Below are 26,875 nucleotides of genomic sequence, written 5' to 3'. Positions count from 1 at the left end.
CCCAGTCCGGTCCCGTCACAGACTCCGCGCCCAGGCATGAAGAACCCGCATCACATCAGCACCAGCGAAATCCGCAGCGATTTCCTCGAATTCTTCCGTGGCAAGGGCCACACGATCGTGCCGTCGGCGCCGCTGGTGCCGGCCAACGATCCGACGTTGCTGTTCACGAACTCGGGCATGGTCCAGTTCAAGAACGTCTTCCTCGGCAGCGAGAAGCCCGGCTACGTGCGCGCGGCCGACGTGCAGCGCTGCCTGCGCGCCGGCGGCAAGCACAACGATCTCGACCAGGTCGGCTACACCGCGCGTCACCACACCTTCTTCGAGATGCTGGGCAACTGGTCGTTCGGCGACTACTTCAAGGAAGACGCGATCGCGTGGGCCTGGGAGCTGCTGACCAAGGTCTGGAAGCTGCCGGCCGAGCGCCTGCTGGTCACGGTCTACCACACCGATGACGAGGCCTATGCCATCTGGAACCAGAAGATGGGCATCCCGGCCGAGCGCATCGTCCGCATCGGCGACAACAAGGGCGCGCCGTACGCTTCGGACAATTTCTGGCAGATGGCCGACACCGGCCCCTGCGGTCCGTGCACGGAGATCTTCTTCGACCATGGCGACCACATCGCCGGTGGCCCGCCGGGTTCGCCGGACGAGGACGGTGACCGTTTCATCGAAATCTGGAACCTGGTGTTCATGCAGTTCGACCGCCAGCCCGACGGCACCCTGGTGCCGTTGCCGGCACCGTGCGTCGACACCGGCATGGGCCTGGAGCGCCTGGCCGCCGTGTTGCAGGGCGTGCATGGCAACTACGAGATCGACCTGTTCCGCCACCTGATCGCCAAGGCCGGCGAGTTCACCTCGACCGCCGACCTGGACAACAAGTCGCTGCGCGTGATCGCCGATCACATCCGCGCGTGTTCGTTCCTGATCGTCGACGGCGTGCTGCCGAGCAATGAAGGCCGTGGCTACGTCCTGCGCCGGATCATTCGTCGCGCCCTGCGCCACGGCTGGATGCTGGGCCAGAAGGGTCCGTTCTTCAGCCGCATGGTCGCGCCGCTGGTCGAGGTGATGGGCGACGCCTATCCGGAACTGACCGCCAAGCGCGAGTTCGTCGAGCGCGCGTTGCTGGCCGAGGAAGAGCGCTTCGCTGAAACGCTCGACTCGGGCATGCGCATTTTTGATGACGTGGCTTCGCGCTCGACTGGTGTGATTCCGGGTGCCGACGCGTTCCGCCTCTATGACACCTACGGTTTCCCGGTCGACCTGACCGCCGACATCGCGCGCGAGCGCGGCCTGTCGGTCGACATGGCCGGCTTCGACCAGTCGATGGAAGAGCAGCGCCGCAAGGCGCGCGAGGCCGGAAAGTTCGGCAACGCCACCACGATGCCGGCCGAGCTGGCTGCGCAGCTGTCGCCGACCCGCTTCCTGGGTTACGACGAACTGCGTGCGGACGACCTGCAAGTGCTGGCGCTGCTCAAGGATGGTCGCCCGGTCGACCAGATCGACGCCGGCGACGATGCGGTGGTGATCCTCGATCGCACGCCGTTCTACGCCGAAAGCGGCGGCCAGGTCGGCGACACCGGCGACCTTGAAGCCGGCGCGGCACGCTTTGCCGTCCGCGATACGCAGAAGTTCGCCGGCCAGTTCCATGGCCACGTTGGCAACCTTGCCAGTGGCTCGCTCAAGCGCGGTGATCGCGTGCGTGCCAGCGTCGATGACGTGCGTCGCGCTGCTACCGTGCTCAACCATTCGGCGACGCACCTGCTGCATTCGGCACTGCGCAGCGTGCTGGGCGACCATGTCACCCAGAAGGGTTCGCTGGTGGCACCCGATCGCCTGCGTTTCGACTTCGCCCACTTCGCACCGGTCAGTGCCGGCGACCTGGCCGAGATCGAGCGTCGCGTGAATGCAGAAGTGCGCCGCAACCATGCTGCCGAAGTGCACCACATGGGCATGCAGGAAGCGCTGGATTTCGGCGCGATGGCGCTGTTCGGCGAAAAGTACGGCGATGAAGTTCGCGTGCTGCGCATGGGCGATACCTCCACCGAGCTGTGCGGTGGCACGCACGTGTCACGCACCGGTGACATCGGGTTGTTCAAGATCGTTTCCGAGGGCGGTGTGTCCGCCGGTGTGCGCCGCATCGAGGCACTGACCGGGCAGGGCGCGCTGGACTTCGTCGCCGAGGAAGAGCGTCGCCTCGACGAAGCGGCCAGCCTGCTGGGCGGCAACGCGGCGGATGTCGCCGACAAGCTGCGCAGCCTGCTCGAGCGGCAGAAGAAGCTCGAGCGCGAGCTCGAGTCGATCAAGGCCAAGGCCGCGTCCGGCGCGACCTCCGACCTGGGCGCTTCGGCGGCGCAGGTCGGCGCGATCAAGGTCGTGGCCACGCGGTTGGAGGGCTTCGACGCCAAGGCACTGCGCGATGCGGTCGATCGCCTCAAGCAGCAGCTCGGCGACAGCGTGATCGTGCTGGCCGGCACAAACGACGGCAAGGCGGCCCTGGTCGCCGGCGTCAACGGTGCCGCGGCCGGCAAGGTCAAGGCCGGGGAACTACTGGCGCATGTGGCCAGTCAGATCAACGGCAAGGGCGGTGGTCGTGCCGACATGGCCCAGGGCGGCGGCGATGATGGCCCGGCGCTGGTCCAGGCGCTGGCAGGCGTTGCAGGTTGGGTCGAAGGCAAGCTTAGCTGAACGAGAATAGTGACCTTCTGCGGTTGCGGTCACGTTTGACCGGCCGCTAAGATGGTTCACGTTTGTGTACAGAACTGGAGGCGCTCCCGGGAGCGCCCATTTGCCGGCGGTGGATCTGCCGGTCATAGGAGATGTTAGATGCTGATCCTGACGCGTCGCGTCGGTGAGACCCTGATGATCGGCGACTCGGTGACTGTCACCGTGCTCGGCGTCAAGGGCAACCAGGTGCGTATCGGAATTACTGCACCGAAAGATGTCGCTGTGCACCGCGAAGAGATCTACCAGCGAATCCAGCGCGGCGAAGAGCCCGCTGACGATGCGGGCAAGAATACCGACGCCTGACCGACGGCTGACACAAATTGTTTGCCGTGCGCGGGGCGAGCCGTTATGCTTTGCGCCCGCGCCGAACCGAGCTGTATCGGATCGGAGTTTTTCGCGGAGACTTGCCCGAGAGGCCGAAGGGGCTCCCCTGCTAAGGGAGTATGGGGTCAAAAGCTCCATCGAGGGTTCGAATCCCTCAGTCTCCGCCAGTTCCACCGGCGAGACCCGGGTTCCGCAGGACGTGCAATGCACCCCTGAGAACGCGTCGACATGGTTGCTTCCATGCGATGCGCGGAGCCGCGGATTTCGCCAGCCGCAAGACACCTTCGGGGGTTTTGCGGAACCTGAAGATCTTCGCCATTACGGCGAATGAATCGACAGGGAAATGTTCGAAAAATGTTTGACGAATCGAAAACGAGCCGTCATAATTTTTCAACTCAGCGCCCGTAGCTCAGCTGGATAGAGCACCAGGCTACGAACTTGGTGGTCGGGAGTTCGAATCTCTCCGGGCGCGCCACACAAGAAAGCGAAGGGCCGATGGGAAACCATCGGCCCTTTTGCTTTGGGTCAGATGCGGCCGATGGGAAACCATCGGCCCTTTTGCTTTGGGTCATTCGCGATCAACAGCGAATGGATCCCGGCGTTCGCCGGGATGACGGTGACTGTGCTGATGCGGTGCGGGCCTGGATCCCGGCGTTCGCCGGGATGACGGTTAGGGCGGTTACGCGTACTGCCTTGCCGGCACTGCTGCGCCGAGGTGGTAGTAGTCGCGATACCAGCGCACGAAATTCTCCACGCCTTCCTCGACGGTGAACTGCGGGCTGTAGCCCATGTCGTGGGCGAGGTCGCTGCAGTCCGCTTCGGTCGACGGCACGTCGCCTGCCTGCAGCGGAAGCATCTGCAGTGTTGCCTTGCGGCCCAGGCATTGCTCCAGTACTTCGATGTAGCGCAGCAGCTCCACACTTTCGCGGCTGCCGATGTTGTACAGCCGATATGGGGCGACGCCGCTGCTGGCCGGGTCCGGCGATTCACCGCGCCAGGCATCATCTCTTGTCGGGACCCGATCGAGTGCACGCACCACGCCGGCGACGATGTCGTCGATGTAGGTGAAGCTGCGCTTGTGCCGGCCATGGTTGAACACCGGCACCGGCTCGCCGGCGAGGATGGCCTTGGTAAACAGGAACAGCGCCATGTCCGGACGACCCCACGGGCCGTAAACGGTGAAGAAGCGCAGGCCCGTGCTCGGGATTCCGTACAGGTGCGCGTAGCTGTGCGCCATCTGCTCGTTGGCTTTCTTCGTCGCCGCGTACAGCGTCAGCGGATGCTCGCTGGGCTGGTGCTCGGAAAACGGCATCGCCGTGTTTGCGCCGTACACGGAACTGGTCGAGGCGAACACCAGGTGCTCGCTGCCATGGCGACGACAGCCCTCCAGCACGTGCAGGAAACCGGTGACGTTGCTGCTGACGTAGACGTGCGGGTTCTCCGCGGCATAACGCACGCCGGCCTGCGCGGCCAGGTGCACCACGCGCTGCGGGCGGTGGCGCTCGAACGCGGCCTCGACGGCGTCGCGATCGGCCAGGTCGGCGTGCAGGTGCGTGTAGCGGGGATGGCTGAGGAAGCGCCCCAGTCGCGCCTTCTTCAGGCCGACGTCGTAGTAGTTGTTGAGGTTGTCGAACCCCACCACTTCGTCACCGCGCCGCAGCAGTTCCAATGCGACATGCGAGCCGATGAATCCAGCCGTGCCGGTAACGAGGACCTTCATCGCAGTGGATCTCCGAAAGGGAAATGATCAAAGGTGGAAAGCGAAATCACAGCCGGCCGTCGACGGCGTCGCGCGGCAGCACGTACTTGACGTCGTAGAGCACCGATACCGGCTTGCCGAGCGCCCTTACACCCTGCGCGCCGAGTTCGGCGAACTGGCGATGGGCGACGGCGACGATCACCGCGTCGTACTCGCCGTTCGCGGGAGCTTCGATCGGAGTGATGCCGTACTCGGCATTGGCTTCGCCGGCTTCGACCCAGGGGTCGTGCACGTCGACGTTGGCGTTGTAGCCGCGCAGCGCGTGGACGATGTCGACCACGCGGGTGTTGCGCAGGTCCGGGCAGTTCTCCTTGAACGCCAGGCCCAGGATCAGGATCCGCGCCTGCACCGGATTGATGCCCTTGCGCACCATCAGCCGCACGACTTCGCTGGCGATGTAGGCGCCCATGCCGTCGTTGGTGCGGCGACCGGCGAGGATCACGTCCGGGTGGTGGCCGATCTCCTGCGCCTTGTGGGTCAGGTAGTAGGGATCCACGCCGATGCAGTGGCCACCGACCAGGCCCGGCCGGAACGGCAGGAAGTTCCACTTGGTGCCGGCCGCCTGCAGCACTTCAAGCGTGTCGATGCCGAGCTTGTTGAACAGGATCGCCAGGTCGTTGATGAGCGCGATGTTGAGATCGCGCTGGGTGTTCTCGATCACCTTGGCCGCTTCGGCGACCTTCAGCGAACTCGCCTTGTGCGTGCCGGCCTCGATGATCGAGCCGTAGAGCTGGTCGACGAAGTCGGCGACCTGCGGCGTCGAACCGGAGGTGATCTTGAGGATCGAGGTCAGGCGATGGTCCTTGTCGCCTGGGTTGATCCGCTCCGGGCTGTAGCCGACGAAGAAATCGCGGTTGAACACCAGACCCGACGATCGCTCCAAAATCGGCACGCACACTTCTTCGGTGCACCCGGGATAGACAGTGGATTCGTAGACGACCACGTCGCCGTGCTTGAGCACCTTGCCGAGGGTTTCGCTGGCGCGCGCGAGCGGGCCAAGATTCGGGCGCTTGGCGGCGTCGATGGGTGTAGGCACGGTGACGATGTAGACATTGCACTCGCGAAGCTCCGACAGGTCGCAGCTGCAACGCAGGCGGGGCGCGCCGGCCAGCTCGGCCGGATCGACTTCCAGCGTGCTGTCCTTGCCCTGGCGCAGTTCCTCGACGCGGTCGGCGTTGATGTCGAAGCCGACCGTGTCGAAATACTTCGCGAACGCGACCGCCAGCGGCAAACCGACATAGCCAAGGCCAACCACGCCGACCTTGACGGTCTGCAGCGACGTCGGCGCCGATGTCGCCGGAGAAGATGCCGCGCTCGCGCCGTGCGCGGCCGCGCGGCCATCGGCGCCGCGTCCTTCACGGCGCGCTCCGAGAACCTGCGCACCCTCGAATTCGGTGGTGTCCATATCGATGACGTCCCGGGTGCTCAGGCGTCGCCGCGGCACGCGCCGCGCGATGGCATGGACGGATGGGTGTGCTGGCGTTCGCGCATGTTGGCCCCTGGGGGAGGCGACATCACGGTGGTGATATCCGGCCTCGCAGCAGATAACGCGCGGCGGGGCCCAAACAGGACGCGGAAGGGACACGCGGGGACCCCGGACTGCCCGTTCTCGGCGCCATGGCCTGAGCGCGTGCGCTCCCGCGTTGAGGGTAGTCGTAGCGACAAGCAGCTGGCGCAAGGCCGGGCAGGGGGAAGTGATGGCAGGGGTTGCTGGAATGACAGGGGCCGTCAGATGACGCGGGCTTTCAAATGACACTCATCGTCCCCGTACGTCCGCTCGGCGTGCCTGGTGCCATGCCCGAAGCGCCGGACTTGCGGCCCTCGCGGGCGCGCTCGTGCGTGGTTGCGTTCGCCGAACTCGAGGCTTGGCAGTCATGGCTGGACGAAGCCTGGTACCTGCTCGACCCGGCTGAGCGCACGCGCGTGCTGCATCGGCGCGTGCCCGCCGACCGCGAGGCATTGACCATCGCCTACGCCCTGCACCGGATGGTGCTGTCGGGCGTGCTTGGAATTCCTGCGGCCGACGTGCCGCTGTCGCGCGACGAGCGCGGAGGCCCGTGCCTGCCCGGAATGGCATTGCACACCAGCCTCAGCCACGCCGACGGCGTGGCGGCCTTCGCCGTCTGCGCGATGGGGCCGGTGGGCATCGACATCGAACCGTCGCTGCGCGCGGGCGAACTGCCGCAGGTATCGACCAGCGTCTGCCACGCCGTCGAGGCGAGCCAGCTCGCCGGACTGCGCGAGCCGCTCTACAGCCGTGAGCTGTTGGCGTTGTGGGTGCGCAAGGAAGCGTTGCTCAAGGCCGAAGGCATCGGCCTGGAACGGGAAATGACTGCTTTTGTCGCGGCCGACGGCGCGGTCCTGCCGTTGACCGCGTCGACCGCCGACAACGCCGGTCCGGTGCGCCTGTCGATGTTGGAGATCGGTGCGCGCTGGACCGCCGCCGTGGCGGCGCCGGTGGATGCGGTGATCGAAGGCGTCTGGTTGCGACCGGTCGGTGGCCGGGTGGTCGCCGAGCCGGCGTTGTACGTGTCGTGAGTTCGTCGTTGGGGGGATAGGCAACGACTGGCGGCTCGATGGCAATCGCCGTCCCGCGGCATCGGCCCACACCCCCGACGCAATGCACGGTTCCCTCGGCACCCGATGCCCTGGAGCCCCCACGCAGCGTGTGCGTCAACCGCATGCAGCCCGCAATGATCGGGTCTTGCATGCCCCCCGCGGGAGTGCGGTTTCATGGTCTTCGGCAAGGCAAGTCTCAAGAACCGGGCGCTGACGCTCATCTGGGTGCTGGAACTGTTGCTGGTGATGGCGGCGGTGGCTGGCGCGGCGTGGCTGCGTTTCATGAACGATCCGGAAGGCCACGAAATATTTTCCCAGAACCTCGCCGTCAGGGCCTTCATGGTGGCGTTGTTCGTGACCACCTCGATGGCGGCGCTGGGCCTGTACGAAGTGCACGTGCGCCTGAACCGTTTCGAGTTCGCGTTGCGGATGCTTGTCTCGTTCGCCATCGGTGGCATCGGGCTGATGGTGCTGTATTACCTGGTGCCTGCGGCGTACATCGGTCGCGGCGTGATCGTGATCGCCCTGGTCCTGGCATTGGCAGGGATGTCGCTGTTGCGCCTGGGCGTGCTGCAGGTGTTTGCCGGCGACCTGTTCCGGCGCCGCGTGCTGGTGCTTGGTGCCGGCCATAACGCCAACCTGATCAACAACCGGCTGCGCCGCAACAGTGACCGCCGTGCCTTCACCCTGGTCGGTTATGTGCCGATTCCGGGTCAGGAAGCCGCGGTACCCGCCAACCTGCTGGTGTCCCCTGTCGACGGACTGGCCGAACTGACGCATCGCCTGCAGATCAGCGAGGTGGTGGTGGCTCCGGACGAGCGACGCGGCGGCCTGCCGATGGACGAGATGCTGTCCTGCGTGCAACGCGGCGTGACCATGACCGACCTGTCGACGTTCTTCGAACGCGAAGCCGGCATCGTCACCACCAACCTCGTCGATCCGTCCTGGCTGGTGTTTTCCGGCGGCTTCGACCATTCGACGTCGCGCTGCATGAACAAGCGCTTCTTCGATGTGCTCGCTGCCAGCGCGCTGCTGATGGTCACCTGGCCGCTGATGGCGCTGGTGGCGCTGTGCATCCGCCTGGAGTCGCCCGGCCCGATCCTGTACCAGCAGACGCGGATCGGCGAAGGTGGCCGGCCGTTCGAACTGATCAAGTTCCGCAGCATGCGCGTGGATGCCGAGACCGACGGGGTCGCGCGCTGGGCGCAGACCGGCGATGACCGCACCACGCGTGTCGGACGTTTCATCCGGCTGGTACGGCTCGATGAGCTGCCGCAGCTGTTCAACATCCTGCGCGGCGAGATGAGCATCGTCGGCCCCAGGCCCGAGCGTCCGCAGTTCGTCGACATGCTCAGCCGCGAGATCCGCTACTACGCCGTGCGCCACTGCGTGAAACCGGGCCTGACCGGCTGGGCGCAGCTGCGCTACCCCTATGGGGCGTCGGTGCGCGACGCCGAAGAGAAGCTCAAGTTCGACCTGTTCTACGTCAAGAACCACGGCCTGGCATTCGACCTGATCATCCTGCTGCAGACGGTCGAGGTGGTGTTGTTCCAGCGCGGAGCCCGCTGACGGCGGCAGACGGCCAGCGGGCCTATTCTTCGGCTTCCTCGCGCGCCGGCCTGGGCGTCAGCGTCATCAGCCGGTTCGGCGGCACGCTGCTCCAGTCCACCAGGTGCCCTTCCTCGAAGCGCACCCAGGACGAGCCGTAATTCCACACGTTGTCCTGGACCAGCACCGGCGCGCCCTGGATGGAGATGACCGCGGCCTCTTCCATCCCCAGTTCGAGGGTTGGTTGGTCGGTGCCGGCGGTGCGCACGGTCTGCTGCTGGGCCTGGAGGTCTTCTTCGGCCTTCTTGGCCACCTGGGTCTCCGACCAGTGCAGGGCGACCATGATCACGATCAGCGCCAGCACCGTGATCGTCGCCAGCGCCGGTGTGTTGCGGTTTTGCGACACGTGGACGGCAGGGCTTGCGGTTCGTGGGCCGACGGCAGGCGCAGCAGCTTCGTAGCCGCGTGCGGCATGGACCGTGACCTTGGGCGCGGCGCCGGGCAGGCGTCCGTGGATGCGATGGAAGCGGATGGCCTTGGAGTAGAGGGCGGTGAGCTCGGTCAGCGCCAGGTGCGCGTCGCTCGATGCTGGCTTGTCCAGGTGCCGGTCGGGATGAAGTTCGCCGACACGCACGCGGTAGGCGCGCTTGAGGTCTTCGAGACTGCAGCCCGGCTCCAGGCCGAGCTGGTAGTACAAGAGCGCGAAGTCCTGACTCATGGAAGCCCCCCGGGTCAGGCTAATCCTAGCCTGTGTTTTCTTCCCTTGCATCGTCGCCGGTTGCATGGCCGCTGAAAGCGGCGCGAACCGTTGGTACAGATGATTGGGGCGGAAGGACCGGTGGGTGTCTGCGTTTCCACCAGAACGCGTCTTGCGGGACAGGGAGCCGGAGCGGGTGTCGTCCGGGGGCGGAGTTACGCGCCGATGCGCCAGCCGTGGCAGTAAACCGCCCACGATGCGTGGCCTCGGCCCTTCCTCCCACCAGCTGATCCGAATCGATATGGCGCAGGTGCGGATGACGCAAGCAAGCCGTCGGCCGCTCGTGCTGGATTTTTCCGTGATGGCTATCGGCGGCGCAGGAAGCGTTCGTTGCTTGACGAAACTTGGGAGCGAAGTTGCATGAGCACGCAGGCTGGAACGATTGTCGCGTCGCAGGTTCGCACGGGCGGTTTCCCCGATGCCTTCGACTCATCGCTTCTGGATGTGCTGCCGCAATCGGTGGCCAGCCTGGCCGGGCAGCAACAGGGCACGCTGGAGTTTGCCGTCGACGCGTCGCTGGCGCAGGCACTGCGCAACGCGCAGGTCGCGGACGCGGCAGACACGCCGTGCCGGCTCGCGGCGGCACTGGCGCTGGTCGAGTCGCGCTTGAGCGGCGCTGAAGAGGTAACGGTGCGCGTGGTCGGCGCTGATGGCGCACGCCAGGCGCGCATCGGCGTTGCCGGCCCACTGTCGTCACTGAGCTCGCGCATCGGGCAGGCCGGTCTCGTCGACGGACAGGCCGCGCCGGTAGTGTGGGCCAGTGTCGCCGAAGGGCAGGCGCATGACGGCGCCGCTTCGACCTGGTGCCTGCGGCCGGGTTCCGAACCCATCCTCGAAGTCGTGTTCCAGTCTCCGCTCTCGCTCGCCGCGGCGACGCTGCTGGCCGGTTGCGTACTGCGGGCGCTGGAGGCCGTCGTGGCCTCTCCCGAGCTGTCCTGCGACGCCGTCGAAGTGGTCGATCCCGACGAGCGCGAGCGACAGCTGCGCGTGTGGAGTACCGCCCCGGCTGCACGGACCCGGGACGGTACCGTCCACGACCGCTTCTCCGAGGTCCGCGCGCAGACGCCGGATGCGATGGCGGTCGTCGACTCGCGTTCGTCGTTGACCTACGCAGAACTCGATCGTCGCGCCGGCTCGCTGGCGAGCCGGTTGCGCAGCGCCGGCATCACGACCGGGCAGGTCGTGGGCATGGCCGTGCCGCGTTCGGTCGATTCGATCGTTGCCCTGCTCGGCGTGCTCAAGTGCGGTGCCGCCTACCTTCCGCTGGAGCTGTCGCTGCCGGCCGAGCGCGTGGCGTTCATGCTGGCCGATGCCAGGGTCGATGCCGTCGTCGTTGCCGACAGCACCGCGTTGCCGCTGCCTGACGGCGTGGCCCGCGTGCCCGTGGACGGTGATGAGCCGGCATGGGACGGCGACTGCGGCACCGATGCCGATTCGCTGGCGTACGTGCTGTTCACCTCCGGCTCGACCGGCACGCCCAAGGGAGTCGAGGTTCGCCACCGCTCGCTGCTGCGACGCGCCCACGGCGTCGATTACATGGCACTGGATGCACAGACGCGGCTGCTGCATGCGGCGCCGCTGGGCTTCGACATCTCCGGCCTGGAAATCTGGGGCGCACTGCTCAACGGCGGTGTCGTCGTCGTCAACGAGGAAGCGGTGCCGAGCATTGCCGGCCTGGCCCGCATAATCAGCCAGCACGCGCCCAACGCAGGCGTGATGGCCGTGGCGTTGTTCAACGCGGTCGTCGACGAGTCACCGGAACTGTTCGTCGGCTTCCGCGACCTGCTCATCGGCGGGGAATCGCTGTCCGCCGACCACGTGCGGCGCATGCAGCCGCTGGCACCGTCGCTTCGCATCGGCAACGGCTATGGGCCGACCGAGTGCACCATCCTGTGCACGCAGTATCCCATTCCGGCGTTGACGGCGGAGGTGTCTTCGATCCCGATCGGCCGCCCGGTCGAGGACACCAGCGTCTACGTGCTCAATCCGCGCCGGCAGCTGGTGCCTGTCGGCGTGATCGGCGAGCTGTGCGTCGGCGGAGCCGGTGTGGCCCGTGGCTACCTCAACCGCCCCGAGCTCAATGCCGAGCGTTTCGTGCCCGATCCCTTCGGCGCTGCGGGCGAGGTGCTGTACCGCACCGGTGACCATGTCCGCTATCGCGCCGATGGCCTGCTCGAGTTCGTCGGTCGCACCGATGCACAGGTGAAGATCCGCGGCTACCGGATCGAGCTGACGGAAATCGAGGCCGTGCTGGCGCGTCACCCGTCGGTGGCGTCCTGCGTGGTCGAGGCGCGTGCCGATTTTCCCGGCGAGAAGCGCCTGGTGGCCTATTTCGTCGCCGCCCCGACCGGCGATGGCGCGACGCCGCAGCAACTACGTGCGCACCTGGCCGCAAGCTTGCCGCACTTCATGGTGCCGACCCGCTACGTCTGCCTCGACGAACTTCCGCTGACCGCCAACGCCAAGGTCGACCGGCGCGCGCTGCCGGCACCGGACCGTCGCCGCCCGGAACTGACCTGCGACTACGCGCCACCTGCGACGCCGCTGGAGACACGGATCTGCGAGGCGTACGGCGCCCTGCTCGACATCGAGGGCGTCGGCCGGCTCGACAACTTCTTCGAACTCGGCGGCAGCTCGCTGCTGGCGGTACGCCTGGCCGAACAGATCCGCAACGAGGGCTGGCAGGACGCCGCATCGGCCGCCATCACCCGCGTTGCCGCGACCACGATCTTCCAGCATCCAACCGTCGCGGCACTCGCCGCTGCCATCGATGGCAGCGCAGGTGCGCGGCGCCAGCCGGCCGTGAAAGCGCGCGCCCTGGACCGCAGCGCCCTAGAAAGAAGCGAACCGATCGCCGTGATCGCGATGGCCGGGCGCTTCCCCGGCGCCGACGACGTCGAGGGCTTCTGGGACAACCTGCTGCAAGGCCGCGATTCGATCACCAAGTTCCGCATCGACGAACTCGATCCGGCGGTCAGCGTCGCCGAACGCAGCGATCCGGCTTACGTCGCCGCGCGCGGCGTGATCGACGGCGTGGAGATGTTCGACGCCGCGTTCTTCGGGATCGGCCCGCGTGAAGCCGAACTGATGGATCCGCAGCAGCGCATCTTCCTGGAGTTGTGCTGGGAATGCCTGGAGCGCGGCGGTCATGCGCCCGACGCGACGACCGTGCCGGTCGGCGTGTTCGCCGGCATGAACAACGCGACCTACTTCCAGCGCCACGCGTCCTCCCATCCGGAGCTGATCAACCGCGTGGGTGCCTTGCAGGTGATGCTCGGCAACGAGAAGGACTACATCGCGACCCGGGTCGCCCACAAGCTCAACCTCAACGGCCCGGCGATCAGCCTCAATACGGCGTGCTCGACCTCGCTCGTTGCGATCTGCCAGGCGGTCGACAGCCTGCAGTCCGGCCTGTGCGACATGGCCCTGGCCGGCGGCATCGCGGTGACCTGTCCGCCGCGCAGTGGTTACCTTTATCAGGAAGGTTCGATGCTGTCCCCGGACGGGCACACGCGCACCTTCGACGCCAATGCCAAGGGCACCGTGTTCGGTGACGGCGCCGCGGTGGTGCTGCTCAAGCGGTTGTCGGACGCGATCGCCGACGGCAACCACGTGTTCGCGGTGATTCGCGGCGCCGCGCTCAACAACGACGGCAGCAACCGGGCCAGCTTCACTGCACCCAGCAGCGAGGGCCAGGCAGCGGTGATCGCGATGGCGCACGATCGCGCCGGGATCGATCCGCGCAGCATCAGCTATGTCGAAGCGCATGGCACGGCGACACCGCTGGGGGACCCGATCGAAATCGAAGGCCTGACCCGGGCGTTCCGTCGGGGGACCGCCGATACCGGCTTCTGCCGGATCGGCTCGCTCAAGAGCAACGTCGGCCATCTGGTGACTGCCGCCGGCGCGGCCGGCGTGATCAAGACCGCGCTGGCGTTGGACGGGAAGCGCATCCCGGCCAGTATCCATTTCGACTCCGCCAACCCGACCATCGACTTCGCCGCGACGCCGTTCGTGGTCAATGCGCAGTTGAGCCCGTGGCACAGCGAGAGCGGCCCGCGCCGCGCCGGTGTCAGTTCGTTCGGGCTGGGCGGTACCAATGCGCATGTGGTGATGGAGGAGGCGCCGGCGCAGGAGCCGTCGTCAGCAGCGCGGGGCCCGCAGTTGCTGGTGCTGTCGGCGCGCACTCCGGCCGCACTCGGCGCGGCGGCGACGCGCCTGGCCGATCACCTGCAGGCCAATGCGTACGAGAACCTGGCCGATGTCGCCTGGACGCTGGCGGTGGGCAGGAAGTCGTTCTCCCATCGCATCGCCGTGGTCGCCGACGACATCGAAGGTGCGATCCGCGCCCTGCGCGATCCGGACACGCAGGCCGAGGCGGCGCGCAGCCGCCCGGCGCGGGCGAGCGAAGTCGTCTTCATGTTCCCGGGGCAGGGTGCGACCTACCCGGGCATGGGCCGCAGCCTGTACGAGCATGAACCGGCATTCCGTGATGCGCTCGACGAGTGCGCCGTGACTGCGCGCGATGCATTGGGCTTCGACCTGCGCGAGGCGATGTTCGATGCAGATGCGCAGCGCCTGTTGCCGACCTCGGTCATGCAGCCGGCCACGTTTGCAATCGAGTATTCGCTGGCGCGGATGTGGATGAGCCAGGGTGTGATGCCCTCGGCGATGATCGGCCACAGTGTCGGCGAGTTCGTCGCTGCGACGCTTGCCGGCGTGTTCACCCTGTCCGATGCGCTGCAACTGGTCGCCAGGCGCGGTGCACTGATGCAGGCGCAGCCGCAAGGCGCGATGCTGTCGGTGCGGCTGCCGGCCGATTCGCTGCGCGCGCGCCTCCCCGAGGGGGTCTCGCTGGCGGCGGAGAACTCGCCGTTGGCCAGTGTGGTTGCCGGCCCAGGCGAAGCCGTCGCCCGGTTCCAGGCCCAGCTCGAAGCCGAAGGTGTCGCCTGCCGCGCGTTGCGGACATCGCACGCGTTCCATTCGGCGATGATGGAAGCCGTGGTGGCGCCGTTCCGCGAAGCCGTCGCGGCGGTGCCGATGAATGCGCCTTCGCTGCCGGTGGTGTCGACCGTTACCGGCGCCTGGCTCGATGCCGGCACGGCAACCTCGCCCGACTACTGGGCCCGTCACCTGCGCGAGCCCGTCAGTTTTTCTCCCGCGCTGCAGACCCTGCTGGACGTTCCGACGCGGGTGCTGCTGGAGGTCGGGCCGCGGGCCACGCTCAACGCCCTGGCCCGGCAGCAGCCGGCGGTGCAGAAGCAGCGCATGGCCACGGTTTCCACCCTCTCGGACAGTCCCGACAACGAGCTGCGCGACCTGCGCGCGGCCAGCGGACGCCTGTGGAGCCAGGGCGTGGCGATCGATCCGGCCAGCTTCGACCGGCGCGAGCGTCGACTTCGTCTGCGACTGCCGACCTATCCGTTCGAGCGGCAACGTTATTGGGTGGAGGCGGTCACTCACGCCACATCCAACGTCATCCCCCATCCCGCTATTGCGACAACCCCGAAACTGGAGCCCGTCATGCCGCAGTCCGCCTTGCCAGCCGCCCCCGCGCCCGCACAGCCCGAGGCAGGCTCCGCTCGCCGCGACCGTCTGATCGGCCAGCTGCGCGGTCTGTTCGAGAACGTCGCCGGCTTCGACATGGCCGATGCCGACACGGATACCAACTTCATCGAGCTGGGCCTGGACAGCCTGATGCTGACCCAGGTGGCGTTGCAGCTGCAGAAGACGTTCCCCGTGGCGATTGGCTTCCGCCAGCTGATGGGTGATTGCTCCAGCCTGGACCGGCTGGCCAGCGCGATCGACGCCCAGCTGCCGCCGGACGAAGTGGCAGCGCCCGTGGCGCCGCCCCAGGCACCCGTGCAGGCCGCGGCGCCGGTGATGCAGGGACCTGCGGTCGCTGCCGCCGTGCCAGTGGCGATGCCGGCCCTCGACGGTGGCAACGACTTCACCCGCCAGGTGATTGCCCAGCAGATGCAGCTGATGTCCCAGCAGCTGGCGCTGCTGTCGGGTGGAGCGGTGGCTGCTCCCGTGGCCGTTCCGGCGCAGGCGCAGGCGACGTCGCCGGCACCGGTCGTGGCAGCACCCGTGGCCGCCACCCCGGCCGCCACCCCGGCCGCCACCCCGGCCGCCGCCGCCCGGCCCGCCGCCGCCACCGATGCGGCCGACGAGGACGTGGCCGCGCCGCAGATCAAGTACGACATCAAGAAGGCCTTCGGCGCGATCGCCCGCATCGACAACAACGCCCAGTTCGAGCTCAACCCGCAGCAGCGGCGCAAGCTCGATGCCTTCATCGAGCGCTACATCGCCCGCACCCGCAAGTCCAAGGACTACACCCAGGCGCATCGCGGCCACCTGGCCGACCCGCGCGTGGTCAACGGGTTCCGCCCGCTGGTCAAGGAAATCGTCTACCAGATCGTGGTCGAGCGCTCAAAGGGTTCGCACGTGCAGGACCTGGACGGAAACGATTATGTCGATGCGCTCAACGGCTTCGGCATGAGCCTGTTCGGCTGGCAGCCGGACTTCGTGCTTGATGCAGTGCGCAGGCAGCTCGACCAGGGCTATGAGATCGGTCCGCAGCATCCGGTCGCAGGCGAAGTCGCGCAGCTGATCTGCGAGGTCACCGGGCACGAGCGCGCCGCGCTGTGCAACACCGGTTCGGAAGCCGTGCTGGGCGCGCTGCGCATCGCCCGTACCGTCACCGCCCGCAGCACCGTGGTGCTTTTCACCGGTTCCTACCACGGCATCGTCGATGAAGTGATCGTGCGCGGCACCAAGTCGCTGCGTGCGGTGCCGGCCGCGCCCGGGATCCTGCGCAACACGTCCGAAAACGTCCTGGTGCTCGACTACGGCACGCCGGAGTCGCTGGAGATCATCCGTTCGCGCGCCAACGAAATCGCGGCGATCCTGATCGAGCCGGTGCAGAGCCGCCGCCTGGACTTCCGTCCGGTCGAGTTCCTCAAGGACCTGCGCCAGATCACCCGCGACAATGGCGCGCTGCTGATCTTCGACGAGGTCGTCACCGGCTTCCGCGCCAACCCCGGTGGCGTGCAGTCGATATTCGGCATCAAGGCCGACCTGGCGACCTACGGCAAGGTCATCGGCGGCGGCTTCCCGATCGGCGTGATCGCCGGCAAGCGCGAGTACATGGATGCGCTCGATGGCGGCCACTGGCAGTACGGCGACGACTCGGTGCCAACCGTTGGCGTGACGTACTTCGCCGGCACGTTCGTCCGTCATCCGCTGGCGCTGGTGGCGGCCAAGGCGGTGCTGGAGCACTTCAAGCGCGAGGGCGGGGCGTTGCAGCAGGACCTCAATGCCCGCACCGAGGCCATGGTCGCCGACATCAATGCGTTCTGCGCCGATGCCGGTGCGCCAGTGTCGGTCAAGCAGTTCGCTTCGGTCTGGAAGACCCACTTCCACGAGAACCATCCGTTGCAGGACCTGCTGTTCGCGCTGATGCGCAGCCGGGGCATCCACATCCTCGACAACTTCCCGTGCTTCCTGACCACCGCCCACAGCGACGAGGACATCGCGAAGATCGCCACCGCCTTCAAGGAATCAGTGGCCGAGATGCAGGACATGGAGTTCCTGCCGCGCAACAGCGCAACTCCGCGCACGGTGATGGATGCGAGCAAGCCGGTCGTGCCGGGTGCGCGCATCGGCCGTGAGCCCGATGGCACGCCAGCGTGGTTCGTTCCCAATCCCGAGCAGCCCGGGAAGTACATGAAGGTGAGTGCATGAATGCGGCAGGGATTGATTACGGCAGTCTGGACAGGACGAGTCCGGCCGACGCAGGCGTCGACTACGACCCGTTTGCCGAAGGTGGACTGGCCCGCGTTGCTCCGACCACCGAGCCGCAGCGCGAGGTCTGGCTGGCCGACCGCCTTGGCCGCGATGCATCGCTGGCCTACAACGAATCGATCTCGCTGCACTTCCACGGCCGCCTGGATGCGGACGCGATTCGGACCGCTTTGCGCCAACTGGTCGCCCGCCATGACGTGCTGCGCTCGAACTTCGGCCCGGATGGCAAGACGCTGTGCGTGGCCGAGAGCGTGGACTTCGACCTTGTGTCGATCGATCTGTCCGGGCTGACGCCCGACCAGCGCGAAGCGCGCGTTGCCGGGCACGCGCGTGAAGTCGTCGAAACGCCGTTCGTGCTCGACCACGGGCTGCTGCTGCGCGCCGAACTGCTCAAGCTGTCGGACGAAGAGCACCTGCTGGTGCTGACCGCCCATCACCTGGTCTGCGACGGCTGGTCGTGGTGGGTGATCGTGCGCGAGCTTGGCACGCTGTACACCCAGGCCTTGGGGCATGCCACGGAGCCGCTGCCAGCGGCGGAGTCGTTCGCCGACTATGCGCTGGCTGAGGCCGAGCATCCCTCGTGCAGCCTTTACCGCGACGATGAGGCCTACTGGTGCCAGCGCTTCGCCGATGGCGGCCCGATACTGGACCTGCCGACCGATCGGCCGCGTCCGCCGCGCCGGACGTTCGCCTCGATCCGCGAGGATCATGTCCTCGACGACGAACTCGTCGTTGCCATCCGCCGCCTCGGTGCCCGTCACGGTGCCAGCCTGTTCGCGACCCTGCTGGCTGGATTCGCCGGGCTGCTGACGCGACTGACGGCGCAGTCGGATGTGGTCGTCGGTATCCCCGCGGCGGCGCAGTCGCTCGATGGCCACGATCACCTGGTCGGCCATTGCGTCAACCTGCTGCCACTGCGCTTCGAACTGGACCTGTCCCAGCCCTTCGAGCAGGCCCTGGCGCAGGCGCAGGAGACGTTGCTCGATTCCATCGAGCACCAGCGCTATACCTTCGGCACACTGCTGCGCAAGCTGCCGTTGCAGCGCGATCCGGCGCGCCTGCCGCTGGTCAGCGTGATGTTCAACATCGACCAGGCGCTCGACCAGGAGCACACGGGCTTCCATGGCCTGTCGATGCAGCTGATCACCAACCGGCGCAGTTACGATAACTTCGAGTTGTTCGTCAATGCGGTGCAGGTGCGCGGCGGCATGCGCCTGGAGTGCCAGTACAACACCGACCTGTTCGACAACGAGACGGTGCGGCGTTGGCTGCGCGCCTATGAGACCCTGCTGCGGTCGGCGGTGGCGCGACCGGACGTGGCCTACGGCAAGCTTCCGCTGGTGTCGGAGAGCGCGCGCGAGGAACTGCTGGCCTTGCAGCCTGCGGCCACGCCATTCGACCGCGAATGCCGCATGCACGAGTTCTTCGAACGGCAGTGCGCGCGCACGCCTGATCGCGTCGCCGTGCGCTTCAACGGCGAGGCGGTCAGCTACGCCGGACTGGAGGCGCGCGCCAACCGCATCGCCCATCTGCTGCGCGCGCGCGGTGTGCATCGTGGTGCCCTGGTCGGCCTGGTGCTCGACCGCGGCGTCGACATGCTTGCCGGGCTGCTCGGCGTGCTCAAGTGCGGCGCTGGCTACGTGCCGCTGGACCCGAACTTCCCGGCCGAGCGACTGGCCTACATGGCCGGCGATGCCGGCCTCGCCGCGTTGCTGACCACCCAGTCGCACGCGGGCAACTTCGACCTTCGCGGCCGTCCGGTGCTGGCGCTCGACCGCCTGCACGCCGAGCTGGACGCGATGCCGGCCACGCCCATTGGCCGTGACGACGCCGCGGCACAGGCCGAATCGATCGCGTACGTGATCTACACCTCCGGCTCGACCGGGCGTCCCAAGGGCGTGCAGGTGCCGCATCGCGCGGTCAGCAACTTCCTCACCAGCATGCGCGAGGAACCCGGCCTGGGCATCGATGACCGACTGGTCGCCGTGACCACGCTGTCGTTCGACATCGCCGTGCTGGAGTTGCTGCTGCCGCTGAGCGTCGGTGCCGAGGTGATCCTCGCCGATCGCGTCACCGCTGCCGACGGCGTTGCCCTTGCTGCGCTGCTGAAGCAGAGCGGGGCCACGGTGATGCAGGCCACGCCTGCATCGTGGCGACTGCTGCTCGACGCCGAATGGAAGGGCGATGCCTCGTTCAAGATCCTGTGCGGTGGTGAAGCCCTGCCGGTCGATCTGGCGGCGCAGCTGCTGCAGCGCTGCGGATCGCTCTGGAATGTCTATGGACCGACCGAGACCACCGTGTGGTCGACCTGCGCGCGCATCGTCGCGCCCGCGCCGGGGCAGTCGCTCGCTGGTCAGTCGATCGACATCCACATCGGTCGGCCGATTGCCAACACCCAGGTCTGGATCCTCGATCCTCGCGGCGAGCTGTGCCCGCTGGGCGTGCCAGGCGAAATCTGGATCGGTGGCGATGGCGTCACCCAGGGCTATCTCAATCGCCCCGAGCTGACCGGCGAACGATTCGTTGCCGATCCCTTCGCCCCTGCGACGGCGACTGTGCCGTCGCCGCTGCTCTATCGCACGGGCGACCGTGGCCGCTGGCGCGCCGACGGTGTGCTTGAGCACATGGGTCGACTCGACTTCCAGGTCAAGGTGCGCGGTTACCGGATCGAACTGGGCGAGATCGAAGCGCTGCTCGCCGCGCATCCACAGGTCGCGCGCACGGTCGTGGTCGCGCGCGAGGACCGGCCGGGCGACGTCCGCCTGGTGGCGTACGCGGTGGTGCAGCCAGGCGCGGCGCTGGCGGACGCGGAACTGGCGTCGTACCTGAAGTCCTCGCTGCCGGACTACATGATCCCGCAGCACATCATGTTCCTCGAATCGATCCCGCTGCTGCCCAACGGCAAGATCGACCGCAGTTCGCTGCCGGTGCCGGACATGGCCGTCAAGCTGGCCGGCGAGCGCGTGGCTCCACGCAACGCGCTGGAGCGGTCCATCGCCCAGGCCATGGCGCAGGTCCTTGGCGTCGCCGAAGTGGGTGTGGACGACGACTTCTTCTCGCTCGGCGGACACTCGCTGCTGGCGGCGCAGCTGACGTCGCGCATCAACAAGGAGCTGGGCATCTCGCTGTCGCTGCGCGCTCTGTTCGACGGTCCGACCGTGGCGCGCCTGGCGCGCCTGGTCAGCGAGCACGACGGTGAAGCGGCGCCTCCGCGCGAACCGATCGTCGCCCTGGCCGACCAGTCGCACGGGCCGATGTCGGTGATGCAGGAGCGTCTGTACCTGCTGGAGCAGTTCAATCCCGGCCAGATCACCTACAACACGCCGTCCGCCCACCGCCTGCGCGGACCGCTGGACGTGGCTGCCTTCCAGCGCGCCGTCAACGCGATGATCCGGCGCCAGAGCGCGCTGCGCACGACCATCGGCATCGTCGACGGTGAGCCGGTGCAGGTCATCCACGACCGCGTCGAGCTGGACATCACCGACGTCGAGGACGTCGGCAGCGTCGCCGCCGAGCAGCGTGACAAGGAAGTGTCGCGGCGCATGGACGTGCTGATCCAGACACCGTTCGAGCTCGACCGCTCGCCGCTGATCCGTTCGCGCCTGTTCCGCCTCGGTCCGGACGAACATGTGTGGTTCTTCATGACCCACCACCTGATCTGGGACGGCTGGTCGTTCGACCTGATGTACACCGACATGGCCGAGCTCTATGCCGCCCAGCTGGAGCAGCGCGAGCCGTCGCTGCCGGAACTGCCGGTGTCGTACCTGGACTTCTCCGTCTGGCACCGGCAGTGGCTGCAGGGACCGGAATACGCCCGGCAACTGGCATTCTGGCGCGAGCGCCTGGGGAATGCCGGGCAAGGCGCCGCCGGACCGGGCATGGCCGCGCTGCCCACCGACCTGCCGCGTCGCCCGGGCATGTCCGGGCGTGGCGTCACCCATCGCATCGTCGTGTCGGAAGCGACCACGCAGAAGCTGCATGACACCGCTCTCAAGGTCGATGCGACGCTCTACATGGTGCTGCTGACGGCGTACTTCACGCTCATCAGCCGCACCTCGGGCCTGCGCGAGCTGATCGTCGGCACGCCCGTGCGGGGCCGCAACACGGCCGAGGTGGAGAACCTCATGGGCTACTTCACCAGCCTGCTGCCGCTGCGCATGGAGATGGACCACGACCTGACGTTTGCCCAGGCGGTGAAGCAGGTCAAGGATGTGGTGCTCGACAGCTTTGCTCATCCCGACATCCGCCTGGAGGACCTGGTCCGCGAGTTGAGCGTGCGCAGTCGCGAGGGCGGGGCGGTGCTCTATCACGCGCTGTTCTCGTTCCAGGACATCCGCCAGCGCATGTGCGATTGGGGTCCCCTGCGGCATGAGCGCTATCCCGTGTTCCAGACCGCATCGACCCAGGACCTGGGCCTGTGGTTCGTCGAACAGGACACCGGCTTGTCGGGTGGCTTCATCTACAACGCCGACATATTCCTCGACGACACCACGGCGTTGCTGCGCGACCGCTACGTCGCGGTGCTCGAAGCGCTTGGCAACGATCCGACCAGGACGTTGGCGGAGCTGACCGCCTTCGACGACGGCCAGCCGCTGCTGTTCGGCAAGGCGCCGGTGGAGACCACGCCCGCGGTCGACGCCGCCGGGACGGGCGGCGAAGTGCCCGAAGCCGCAGTCGCGGTCGAGCTCGATCCGCTCGGCCAGCAGCTGCTTGCCATCTGGCGCGACCTGCTGAGGAATCCGAGGATCACGCCCGACGATGATTTCTTCGCGCTCGGCGGCCATTCGCTGCAGGCCGTGCAGATGTTCCACCGCTTCAATCGCGAAACCGACATCAACCTGCCGCTGGCGACGCTGCTGACGGCACGCACCGTGCGTGCGCTCGCCGAGGAGTATCGGCGCGCCGGCGCGCACCGGGCCGATGCGACGGCGTCGACGTCGGGCCACGACCCGTGGTCGCCGCTGGTTCCGATCCGTCCGCAGGGCGACCAGCTGCCGTTGTTCCTGATCCATGCGGTGGGTGGCAACGTGCTCAACTATCGTTCGCTGGCCGACGCGATGCCGCAGGGCATTCCGGTCTACGGCCTGCAGGCGCTGGGACTGGATGGCAAGACGTCGCCGCTGACCAGCGTGGAGAAGATGGCCGAGCGCTACGTCCGCGAGATCCGCAGCGTGCAGCCACAGGGGCCGTATCACCTGGCCGGTGGTTCGATGGGCGGCATCATCGCCTACGAGATCGCGCAGCAACTGGTTGCTGCCGGTGAGCGTGTCGGCCTGCTGGGACTGATCGATACCTCCGCCGAGTTCGGCCTGGGTTATCGCGAGCAGGCCCGGAGCGGGCTTGGTGCACGCGTACAGCGTCTGCAGCAGCGCCTGCAGGGGCAAACGTTCGGCCAGCGCCTGGCGACCATCAGCGGCATGGTCAACGGCCGCATCCAGGCGCGGCAGTTGCGGCAGCAGGCGCAGCAGGCGCGAGCGAGCGGTGCCGAGCTTCCGCACAACGTGCGCTATGCCGAGATCGAAGCCACCCACATGCGGGCGTACATCGATTATGTCGTTCGCCCGTACCCGGCTGCGATGGTGCTGTTCCGCGCCAGTGAGCAGCCGCCGCAACTGCACGACAAGCCCGCGCTGGGCTGGGAGGCCCTGGTCGGCGCGGTCGAGGTGATTGCCATTCCGGGCGACCATCGCGGGATGATCGAGGCGCCGGTGCTGGTGCAGACACTCAGCCAGGTGATTCGCCGCGCCCAGCACGGACAGGACGAGCAGATCGACTCCGCGATCGTGCCGGTCCAGCCGGTTGCGACCGCTGCCGGCGACGTCGTGTGCGTCGGCCGCGACGACGCGCGCGCCGCCTACCTGCGCACTCTGTGGAAAGAGCTGCTCGGCGTGGAGGTGGGCGACGGCGACAACTTCTTCGACCTCGGTGGCAATTCGATGCTCGCCGTGCAGATGTCCAGTCGCGTGGCCAAGGATACCGGCGTGCGCATCCAGCTGATGCGCCTGGCGACGCAGAGCCTGGCGCAGATCGCCGCCGAACTGCCGGCGTCGTTCGCCAGCGAGGGCAACGACGGCGTCGGCGCGAAGATGGCGCGAAAGATGAAGCGGCTGTTGCGTGCCGCCGGGACGGTCGAGTCATGAACCGCGGAGGCACGAACCGGGCGCCGCTGCACGAACCGTTGTTCTTCGGCGCTCGCGAGCGGAGGCTGTTCGGGCTGCTGCATTCGCAACCCGGGCCGCAGCGTCGCGCGATGGTGCTGTGCGCGCCGCTGCTGCAGGAAGGGATCCGCAGCCATCGTGCCTTGTGGGTGCTGGCCGAGTCGGCGGCCGACAGCGGCGTCGCCAGCCTGTGCTTCGACTGGTACGGGACCGGCGACTCGGCAGGCGAGGACACCGCACTGAGCCTGGCCGGCATGCTCGCCGACCTGGACCAGGCACGGCAGACGCTGGCGTTGCGCGCCGGCACGGACCGCATCGAGTGGCTGGCGCTGCGCAGTGCAGCCCTGCCGTTGCTGGTGCACCTGGCGGCGAAATCGCAGCCGGTCGAAGTGGTGCTGTGGGACCCGCAACTGTCGGGGACGGCGCTGGTCGAGTCATGGTACGAGCAGCATCGCGCGCAGATCTACGGCAACGGCCGTTACCCGCACGCGCGCCACGAGCCGGAACCCGATGAACTGCTTGGCTTCGCCGTCGATGCCTCCCTGCTCGGCGCGCTGCGCGCGCTGGATGCCACCCGGTTGCAACTGCCGCGCGGCAGCCATGTGCGCCTGCTGCTGTGGCAGGCAGACGACGACATCGTGCGTTTCAGTCATTCCCAGCGCATGCACGGGGTGACCGTGGAGACGGTCCTCCTCGAGGACCTGGACCGTCCCGGCTGGGAGGAACCCACCCAGTTCGGCAGCCAGGCTTATCCGCGACGCAGCGTCGCCCGGATTTCGCAGCAATGGGAGTCTGCGCGATGAATCTGCAGGTCGACTACCTCCGCAAGCAGGAAAGCGCCCAGACCGTTGCGGCGGACACCGCGATGCCCTTGCCGGGTGCAGAAGACGGCGTCGACGAGACCGCACATCGTTTCGGCGATGGCCTGGTCGGTGTGATCAGTCATGGCCACGCGGACACTCCCGCAGGGCGCAACCCGTCCCGTGTCGGCGTTGTGTTGCTCAACGCCGGCCTGACCCGACACATCGGCCCCTATCGCGCCTATGCCGAACTGGCACGAAGGTTGGCGCGCGAGGGCTATCCGGTAATGCGCTTCGACCAGTCGGGCCTGGGCGACAGCGCGCTGTCGGACCAGGCTGCCGCAAACCATCGCAGCCGCGAGATCGACGCGGCCATGTCGCTGCTGGCTGAGCATGCCGGCGCCGAACGTTTCGTACTGTGCGGCCTGTGCTCGGGCGCGGACGACGCATTCCACGTCGCGGCGGCCGATCACCGGGTTGCCGGCGCGATCCTGCTCGACGGTCTGGCGTACCCGACCCAGGGCTTCTGGTTGCGCCACGCGCTGCCGCGGCTCCTCAATCCGTCCAAGGTCATCGCCTACCTGCGTTCACGCCGAAATGCCGGTCCCTCGCTCGCCGACTTCCGCGACTTCCCGGCCAAAGCCGACGCAGCAAGGATGCTGTCCGACATGGTCGCGCGCGATACCCGACTGCTGTTCGTCTTCACCGGCGGCGCCTACACCTACTTCAACCATCGTTCGCAGCTGGCGGCCTGCCTCGGCCGCGCCGCCCGCTCACCGCAGGTGAGCCTGGAATACTGGCGCGAGTACGACCACACCTTCTACCTGCGCAAGCATCGGGAGATGCTGTTTGCCCGGATCAGCCACTGGATGGCGTCGATCTCGGGGCAACCGGCCTGCACGCCAAACGAGATTGCATCGACATGAGCAATGGATCGCCTGGTTCGGCTGGCATTGGCACGCATTACCTGCGCTATTCGACCGCCAACATCCTGGTGATCATGGCCGGGCTGGTCTCGTTCCCGGTGCTGACGCGCCTGCTGGACAACACCCAGTTCGGCATCCTCGGTTACTACGACACGTGGGTGCTGATGGCGGTCGCCGTCGCCAAGCTGGGCGCGCAGCATTCGATCCAGCGCTTCTATCCGCACAACGGCGACGGCGCCAGCCAGCGCGCCTTCTCGACCAACCTGTTCTACCTGCCGCTGGCAGGTTCGTTGCTGTTGTGGGTGATCGTTGCGTTGGGCGTCATCGGCTACGGAAAAGCCAACGGCATCGGCCACTCGCCGGTGTTCTGGATGGCGCTGGTGATGACGCCGATGCTGGTCTACGGCAGCCTGGTGGAGACGGTGCTGCGGGTGACCGAGCGGTCGCGCATCGTCATGCTCACCCGGGTCGGCTGGCGCTGGCTGCAGTTGCTGCTGATGCTGGTGGCGGTGCTCGCCGTGCAGCAGAGCGCGACCGCGGCCTACGGCGGCAAGCTGCTGGCGGTGGCCATCGGCAGCGTGTTCTACATCGCCTGGGCGTACCGCAACCTGGGCTTCTCGCGCGATGCCGTGGACACCGCATCGGTCAAGCAGTCGATGGGCTACGGCATGCCGCTGGTGGCCACCGAGATCCTGGCGGTGGCTCTGGTCTCGATCGACCGGTTGATGTTGAAGGGCTTGTCCGGCGATTTCGCCGTGGTCGGCATCTACAGCGTCGGCGCGTCGCTGGCGATGCAGGTGCACATGTTCATGAACCTGACGGTGTTCGAATCGTTCGCGCCGGTGGCCAACCGCCTTTACGTGACCCAGGACGCCGCAGCGGTCCGCGCGCTCAAGCTGCGGATGCTGATGCCGATGACCTACGCCGCGGTCGCGGTGGCGCTGTTGCTGTGGTGCCTGGGCACCGACACGATCATCGCGCTGAGCGGTCACGGCAAGGCCGCATCCGGGCCGGTGTTCGCCTGGATGGGCGCGATGAACGCGTTGCTGCCGGTGGCGCTGGTATGCGGCTACGGGCTGGTGCTGGAGCGGCGCACCAAGGTCGTGCTGGTGATGATGTGCGGTTCGGTGCTGCTCAACACGGCGCTGAACTTCGTGATGATCCCCGCCTACGGGGTGATGGGTGCGGTCTATGCGACCCTGGCCAGCTCGCTTGCGGCGGCCGTCACGCATTGCCTGGTGGTGTCGCCGTCGCTGCGGCAGTTCCCGGACCGGCGCACGCTGGCCACCACGGCCACGGCGCTCGCGGCGGGCCTGGCCGGTGCCTGGCTGGCGTCGTACCTGCAGCTGCGACCGGGTTGGGAGCGGTTGATCTTCGGCGGGCTGCTGATCGGCGTGCCGTACCTGCTGACCGTGCTGGTACTGGACTCGCGCCTGCGCGCGATGCTGCCCCTCAAGCGCAAGGCTGCTGCGGCTGTCGGCGAAACCCTGGCATAGGCACGGGCTGTGGAGCGG

12 protein-coding genes and 2 tRNA genes are annotated in these 26,875 nt (G+C 67.4%); 11 read left to right on the top strand and 3 right to left on the bottom strand.

Annotated features, from left to right (window positions below):
- Positions 1 to 36: 36 nt before the first annotated feature.
- The 4 genes from alaS (at position 37) to AC3A3Q_RS01980 (ending at position 3,523) form a co-directional block, all read left to right on the top strand.
- On the top strand, positions 37 to 2,685 hold the full coding sequence (gene alaS, locus AC3A3Q_RS01995) for an alanine--tRNA ligase (protein ID WP_487584649.1): 2,649 nt from the start codon (positions 37 to 39) through the stop codon (positions 2,683 to 2,685).
- Positions 2,686 to 2,823: 138 nt separating this feature from the next.
- Complete coding sequence (gene csrA / locus AC3A3Q_RS01990; RefSeq protein WP_441814850.1) at positions 2,824 to 3,027, top strand: carbon storage regulator CsrA; 204 nt, start codon at positions 2,824 to 2,826, stop codon at positions 3,025 to 3,027.
- A gap of 95 nt (positions 3,028 to 3,122) precedes the next feature.
- Positions 3,123 to 3,215: transfer RNA gene (locus AC3A3Q_RS01985), tRNA-Ser, on the top strand.
- A 231-nt stretch (positions 3,216 to 3,446) separates the two neighbouring features.
- Positions 3,447 to 3,523: transfer RNA gene (locus AC3A3Q_RS01980), tRNA-Arg, on the top strand.
- A 204-nt stretch (positions 3,524 to 3,727) separates the two neighbouring features.
- Here the strand turns inward: AC3A3Q_RS01980 and AC3A3Q_RS01975 are convergent.
- On the bottom strand, positions 3,728 to 4,768 hold the full coding sequence (locus AC3A3Q_RS01975; protein ID WP_487584648.1) for an NAD-dependent epimerase: 1,041 nt from the start codon (positions 4,766 to 4,768) through the stop codon (positions 3,728 to 3,730).
- A gap of 46 nt (positions 4,769 to 4,814) precedes the next feature.
- On the bottom strand, positions 4,815 to 6,083 hold the full coding sequence (gene tviB, locus AC3A3Q_RS01970) for a Vi polysaccharide biosynthesis UDP-N-acetylglucosamine C-6 dehydrogenase TviB (protein ID WP_487584910.1): 1,269 nt from the start codon (positions 6,081 to 6,083) through the stop codon (positions 4,815 to 4,817).
- Between the two features lie 473 nt (positions 6,084 to 6,556).
- Between tviB and AC3A3Q_RS01965 the strand changes: the two genes are divergently transcribed.
- Both AC3A3Q_RS01965 and AC3A3Q_RS01960 read left to right on the top strand, forming a co-directional pair.
- Positions 6,557 to 7,345: a 4'-phosphopantetheinyl transferase family protein gene (locus tag AC3A3Q_RS01965; protein WP_487584647.1), complete on the top strand. Its 789-nt coding sequence runs from the start codon at positions 6,557 to 6,559 to the stop codon at positions 7,343 to 7,345.
- Between the two features lie 195 nt (positions 7,346 to 7,540).
- The gene (locus AC3A3Q_RS01960; RefSeq protein WP_487584646.1) at positions 7,541 to 8,935 is read left to right on the top strand and encodes a TIGR03013 family XrtA/PEP-CTERM system glycosyltransferase; all 1,395 of its coding nucleotides are present in this window, start codon (positions 7,541 to 7,543) and stop codon (positions 8,933 to 8,935) included.
- 22 nt (positions 8,936 to 8,957) lie between these two features.
- Here AC3A3Q_RS01960 and AC3A3Q_RS01955 read toward each other — a convergent pair whose 3' ends face one another.
- On the bottom strand, positions 8,958 to 9,632 hold the full coding sequence (locus AC3A3Q_RS01955) for a J domain-containing protein (RefSeq protein WP_487584645.1): 675 nt from the start codon (positions 9,630 to 9,632) through the stop codon (positions 8,958 to 8,960).
- A gap of 399 nt (positions 9,633 to 10,031) precedes the next feature.
- Here AC3A3Q_RS01955 and AC3A3Q_RS01950 point away from each other — a divergent pair, with 399 nt between their 5' ends.
- From AC3A3Q_RS01950 to AC3A3Q_RS01930, 5 genes are read left to right on the top strand one after another with little or no spacing between them, the layout of a single operon-like run.
- On the top strand, positions 10,032 to 17,417 hold the full coding sequence (locus tag AC3A3Q_RS01950; RefSeq protein WP_487584644.1) for an amino acid adenylation domain-containing protein: 7,386 nt from the start codon (positions 10,032 to 10,034) through the stop codon (positions 17,415 to 17,417).
- On the top strand, positions 17,414 to 23,617 hold the full coding sequence (locus tag AC3A3Q_RS01945; protein WP_487584643.1) for an amino acid adenylation domain-containing protein: 6,204 nt from the start codon (positions 17,414 to 17,416) through the stop codon (positions 23,615 to 23,617). Before AC3A3Q_RS01950 ends, AC3A3Q_RS01945 begins: the two co-directional genes overlap by 4 nt.
- The gene (locus AC3A3Q_RS01940; RefSeq protein WP_487584642.1) at positions 23,614 to 24,438 is read left to right on the top strand and encodes an alpha/beta hydrolase family protein; all 825 of its coding nucleotides are present in this window, start codon (positions 23,614 to 23,616) and stop codon (positions 24,436 to 24,438) included. Before AC3A3Q_RS01945 ends, AC3A3Q_RS01940 begins: the two co-directional genes overlap by 4 nt.
- Entirely contained in the window at positions 24,435 to 25,361 is a 927-nt protein-coding gene (locus tag AC3A3Q_RS01935) for a serine aminopeptidase domain-containing protein (RefSeq protein ID WP_487584641.1), read from the top strand. The genes AC3A3Q_RS01940 and AC3A3Q_RS01935 overlap by 4 nt, the downstream gene beginning before the upstream one ends.
- Complete coding sequence (locus AC3A3Q_RS01930) at positions 25,358 to 26,857, top strand: lipopolysaccharide biosynthesis protein (protein ID WP_487584640.1); 1,500 nt, start codon at positions 25,358 to 25,360, stop codon at positions 26,855 to 26,857. Before AC3A3Q_RS01935 ends, AC3A3Q_RS01930 begins: the two co-directional genes overlap by 4 nt.
- Positions 26,858 to 26,875: the final 18 nt, after the last annotated feature.

The sequence above is a fragment of the Lysobacter sp. Soil_C_59 genome (genome assembly GCF_057656415.1).
The sequence above is the reverse complement of the archived record's forward strand: the minus strand, read 5'-3'. Positions and strand labels throughout refer to the sequence as shown.

Bases quoted from the DNA above. Each gene is read 5' to 3' on its own strand.
- alaS (WP_487584649.1), top strand. From the start codon at position 37: ATGAAGAACCCGCATCACATCAGCACCAGCGAAATCCGCAGCGATTTC.
- AC3A3Q_RS01965 (WP_487584647.1), top strand. From the start codon at position 6,557: ATGACACTCATCGTCCCCGTACGTCCGCTCGGCGTGCCTGGTGCCATG.
- AC3A3Q_RS01935 (WP_487584641.1), top strand. From the start codon at position 24,435: ATGAATCTGCAGGTCGACTACCTCCGCAAGCAGGAAAGCGCCCAGACC.
- AC3A3Q_RS01940 (WP_487584642.1), top strand. From the start codon at position 23,614: ATGAACCGCGGAGGCACGAACCGGGCGCCGCTGCACGAACCGTTGTTC.
- AC3A3Q_RS01975 (WP_487584648.1), bottom strand. From the start codon at position 4,768: ATGAAGGTCCTCGTTACCGGCACGGCTGGATTCATCGGCTCGCATGTC.
- AC3A3Q_RS01960 (WP_487584646.1), top strand. From the start codon at position 7,541: ATGGTCTTCGGCAAGGCAAGTCTCAAGAACCGGGCGCTGACGCTCATC.
- AC3A3Q_RS01955 (WP_487584645.1), bottom strand. From the start codon at position 9,632: ATGAGTCAGGACTTCGCGCTCTTGTACTACCAGCTCGGCCTGGAGCCG.
- AC3A3Q_RS01930 (WP_487584640.1), top strand. From the start codon at position 25,358: ATGAGCAATGGATCGCCTGGTTCGGCTGGCATTGGCACGCATTACCTG.
- AC3A3Q_RS01950 (WP_487584644.1), top strand. From the start codon at position 10,032: ATGAGCACGCAGGCTGGAACGATTGTCGCGTCGCAGGTTCGCACGGGC.
- AC3A3Q_RS01945 (WP_487584643.1), top strand. From the start codon at position 17,414: ATGAATGCGGCAGGGATTGATTACGGCAGTCTGGACAGGACGAGTCCG.
- csrA (WP_441814850.1), top strand. From the start codon at position 2,824: ATGCTGATCCTGACGCGTCGCGTCGGTGAGACCCTGATGATCGGCGAC.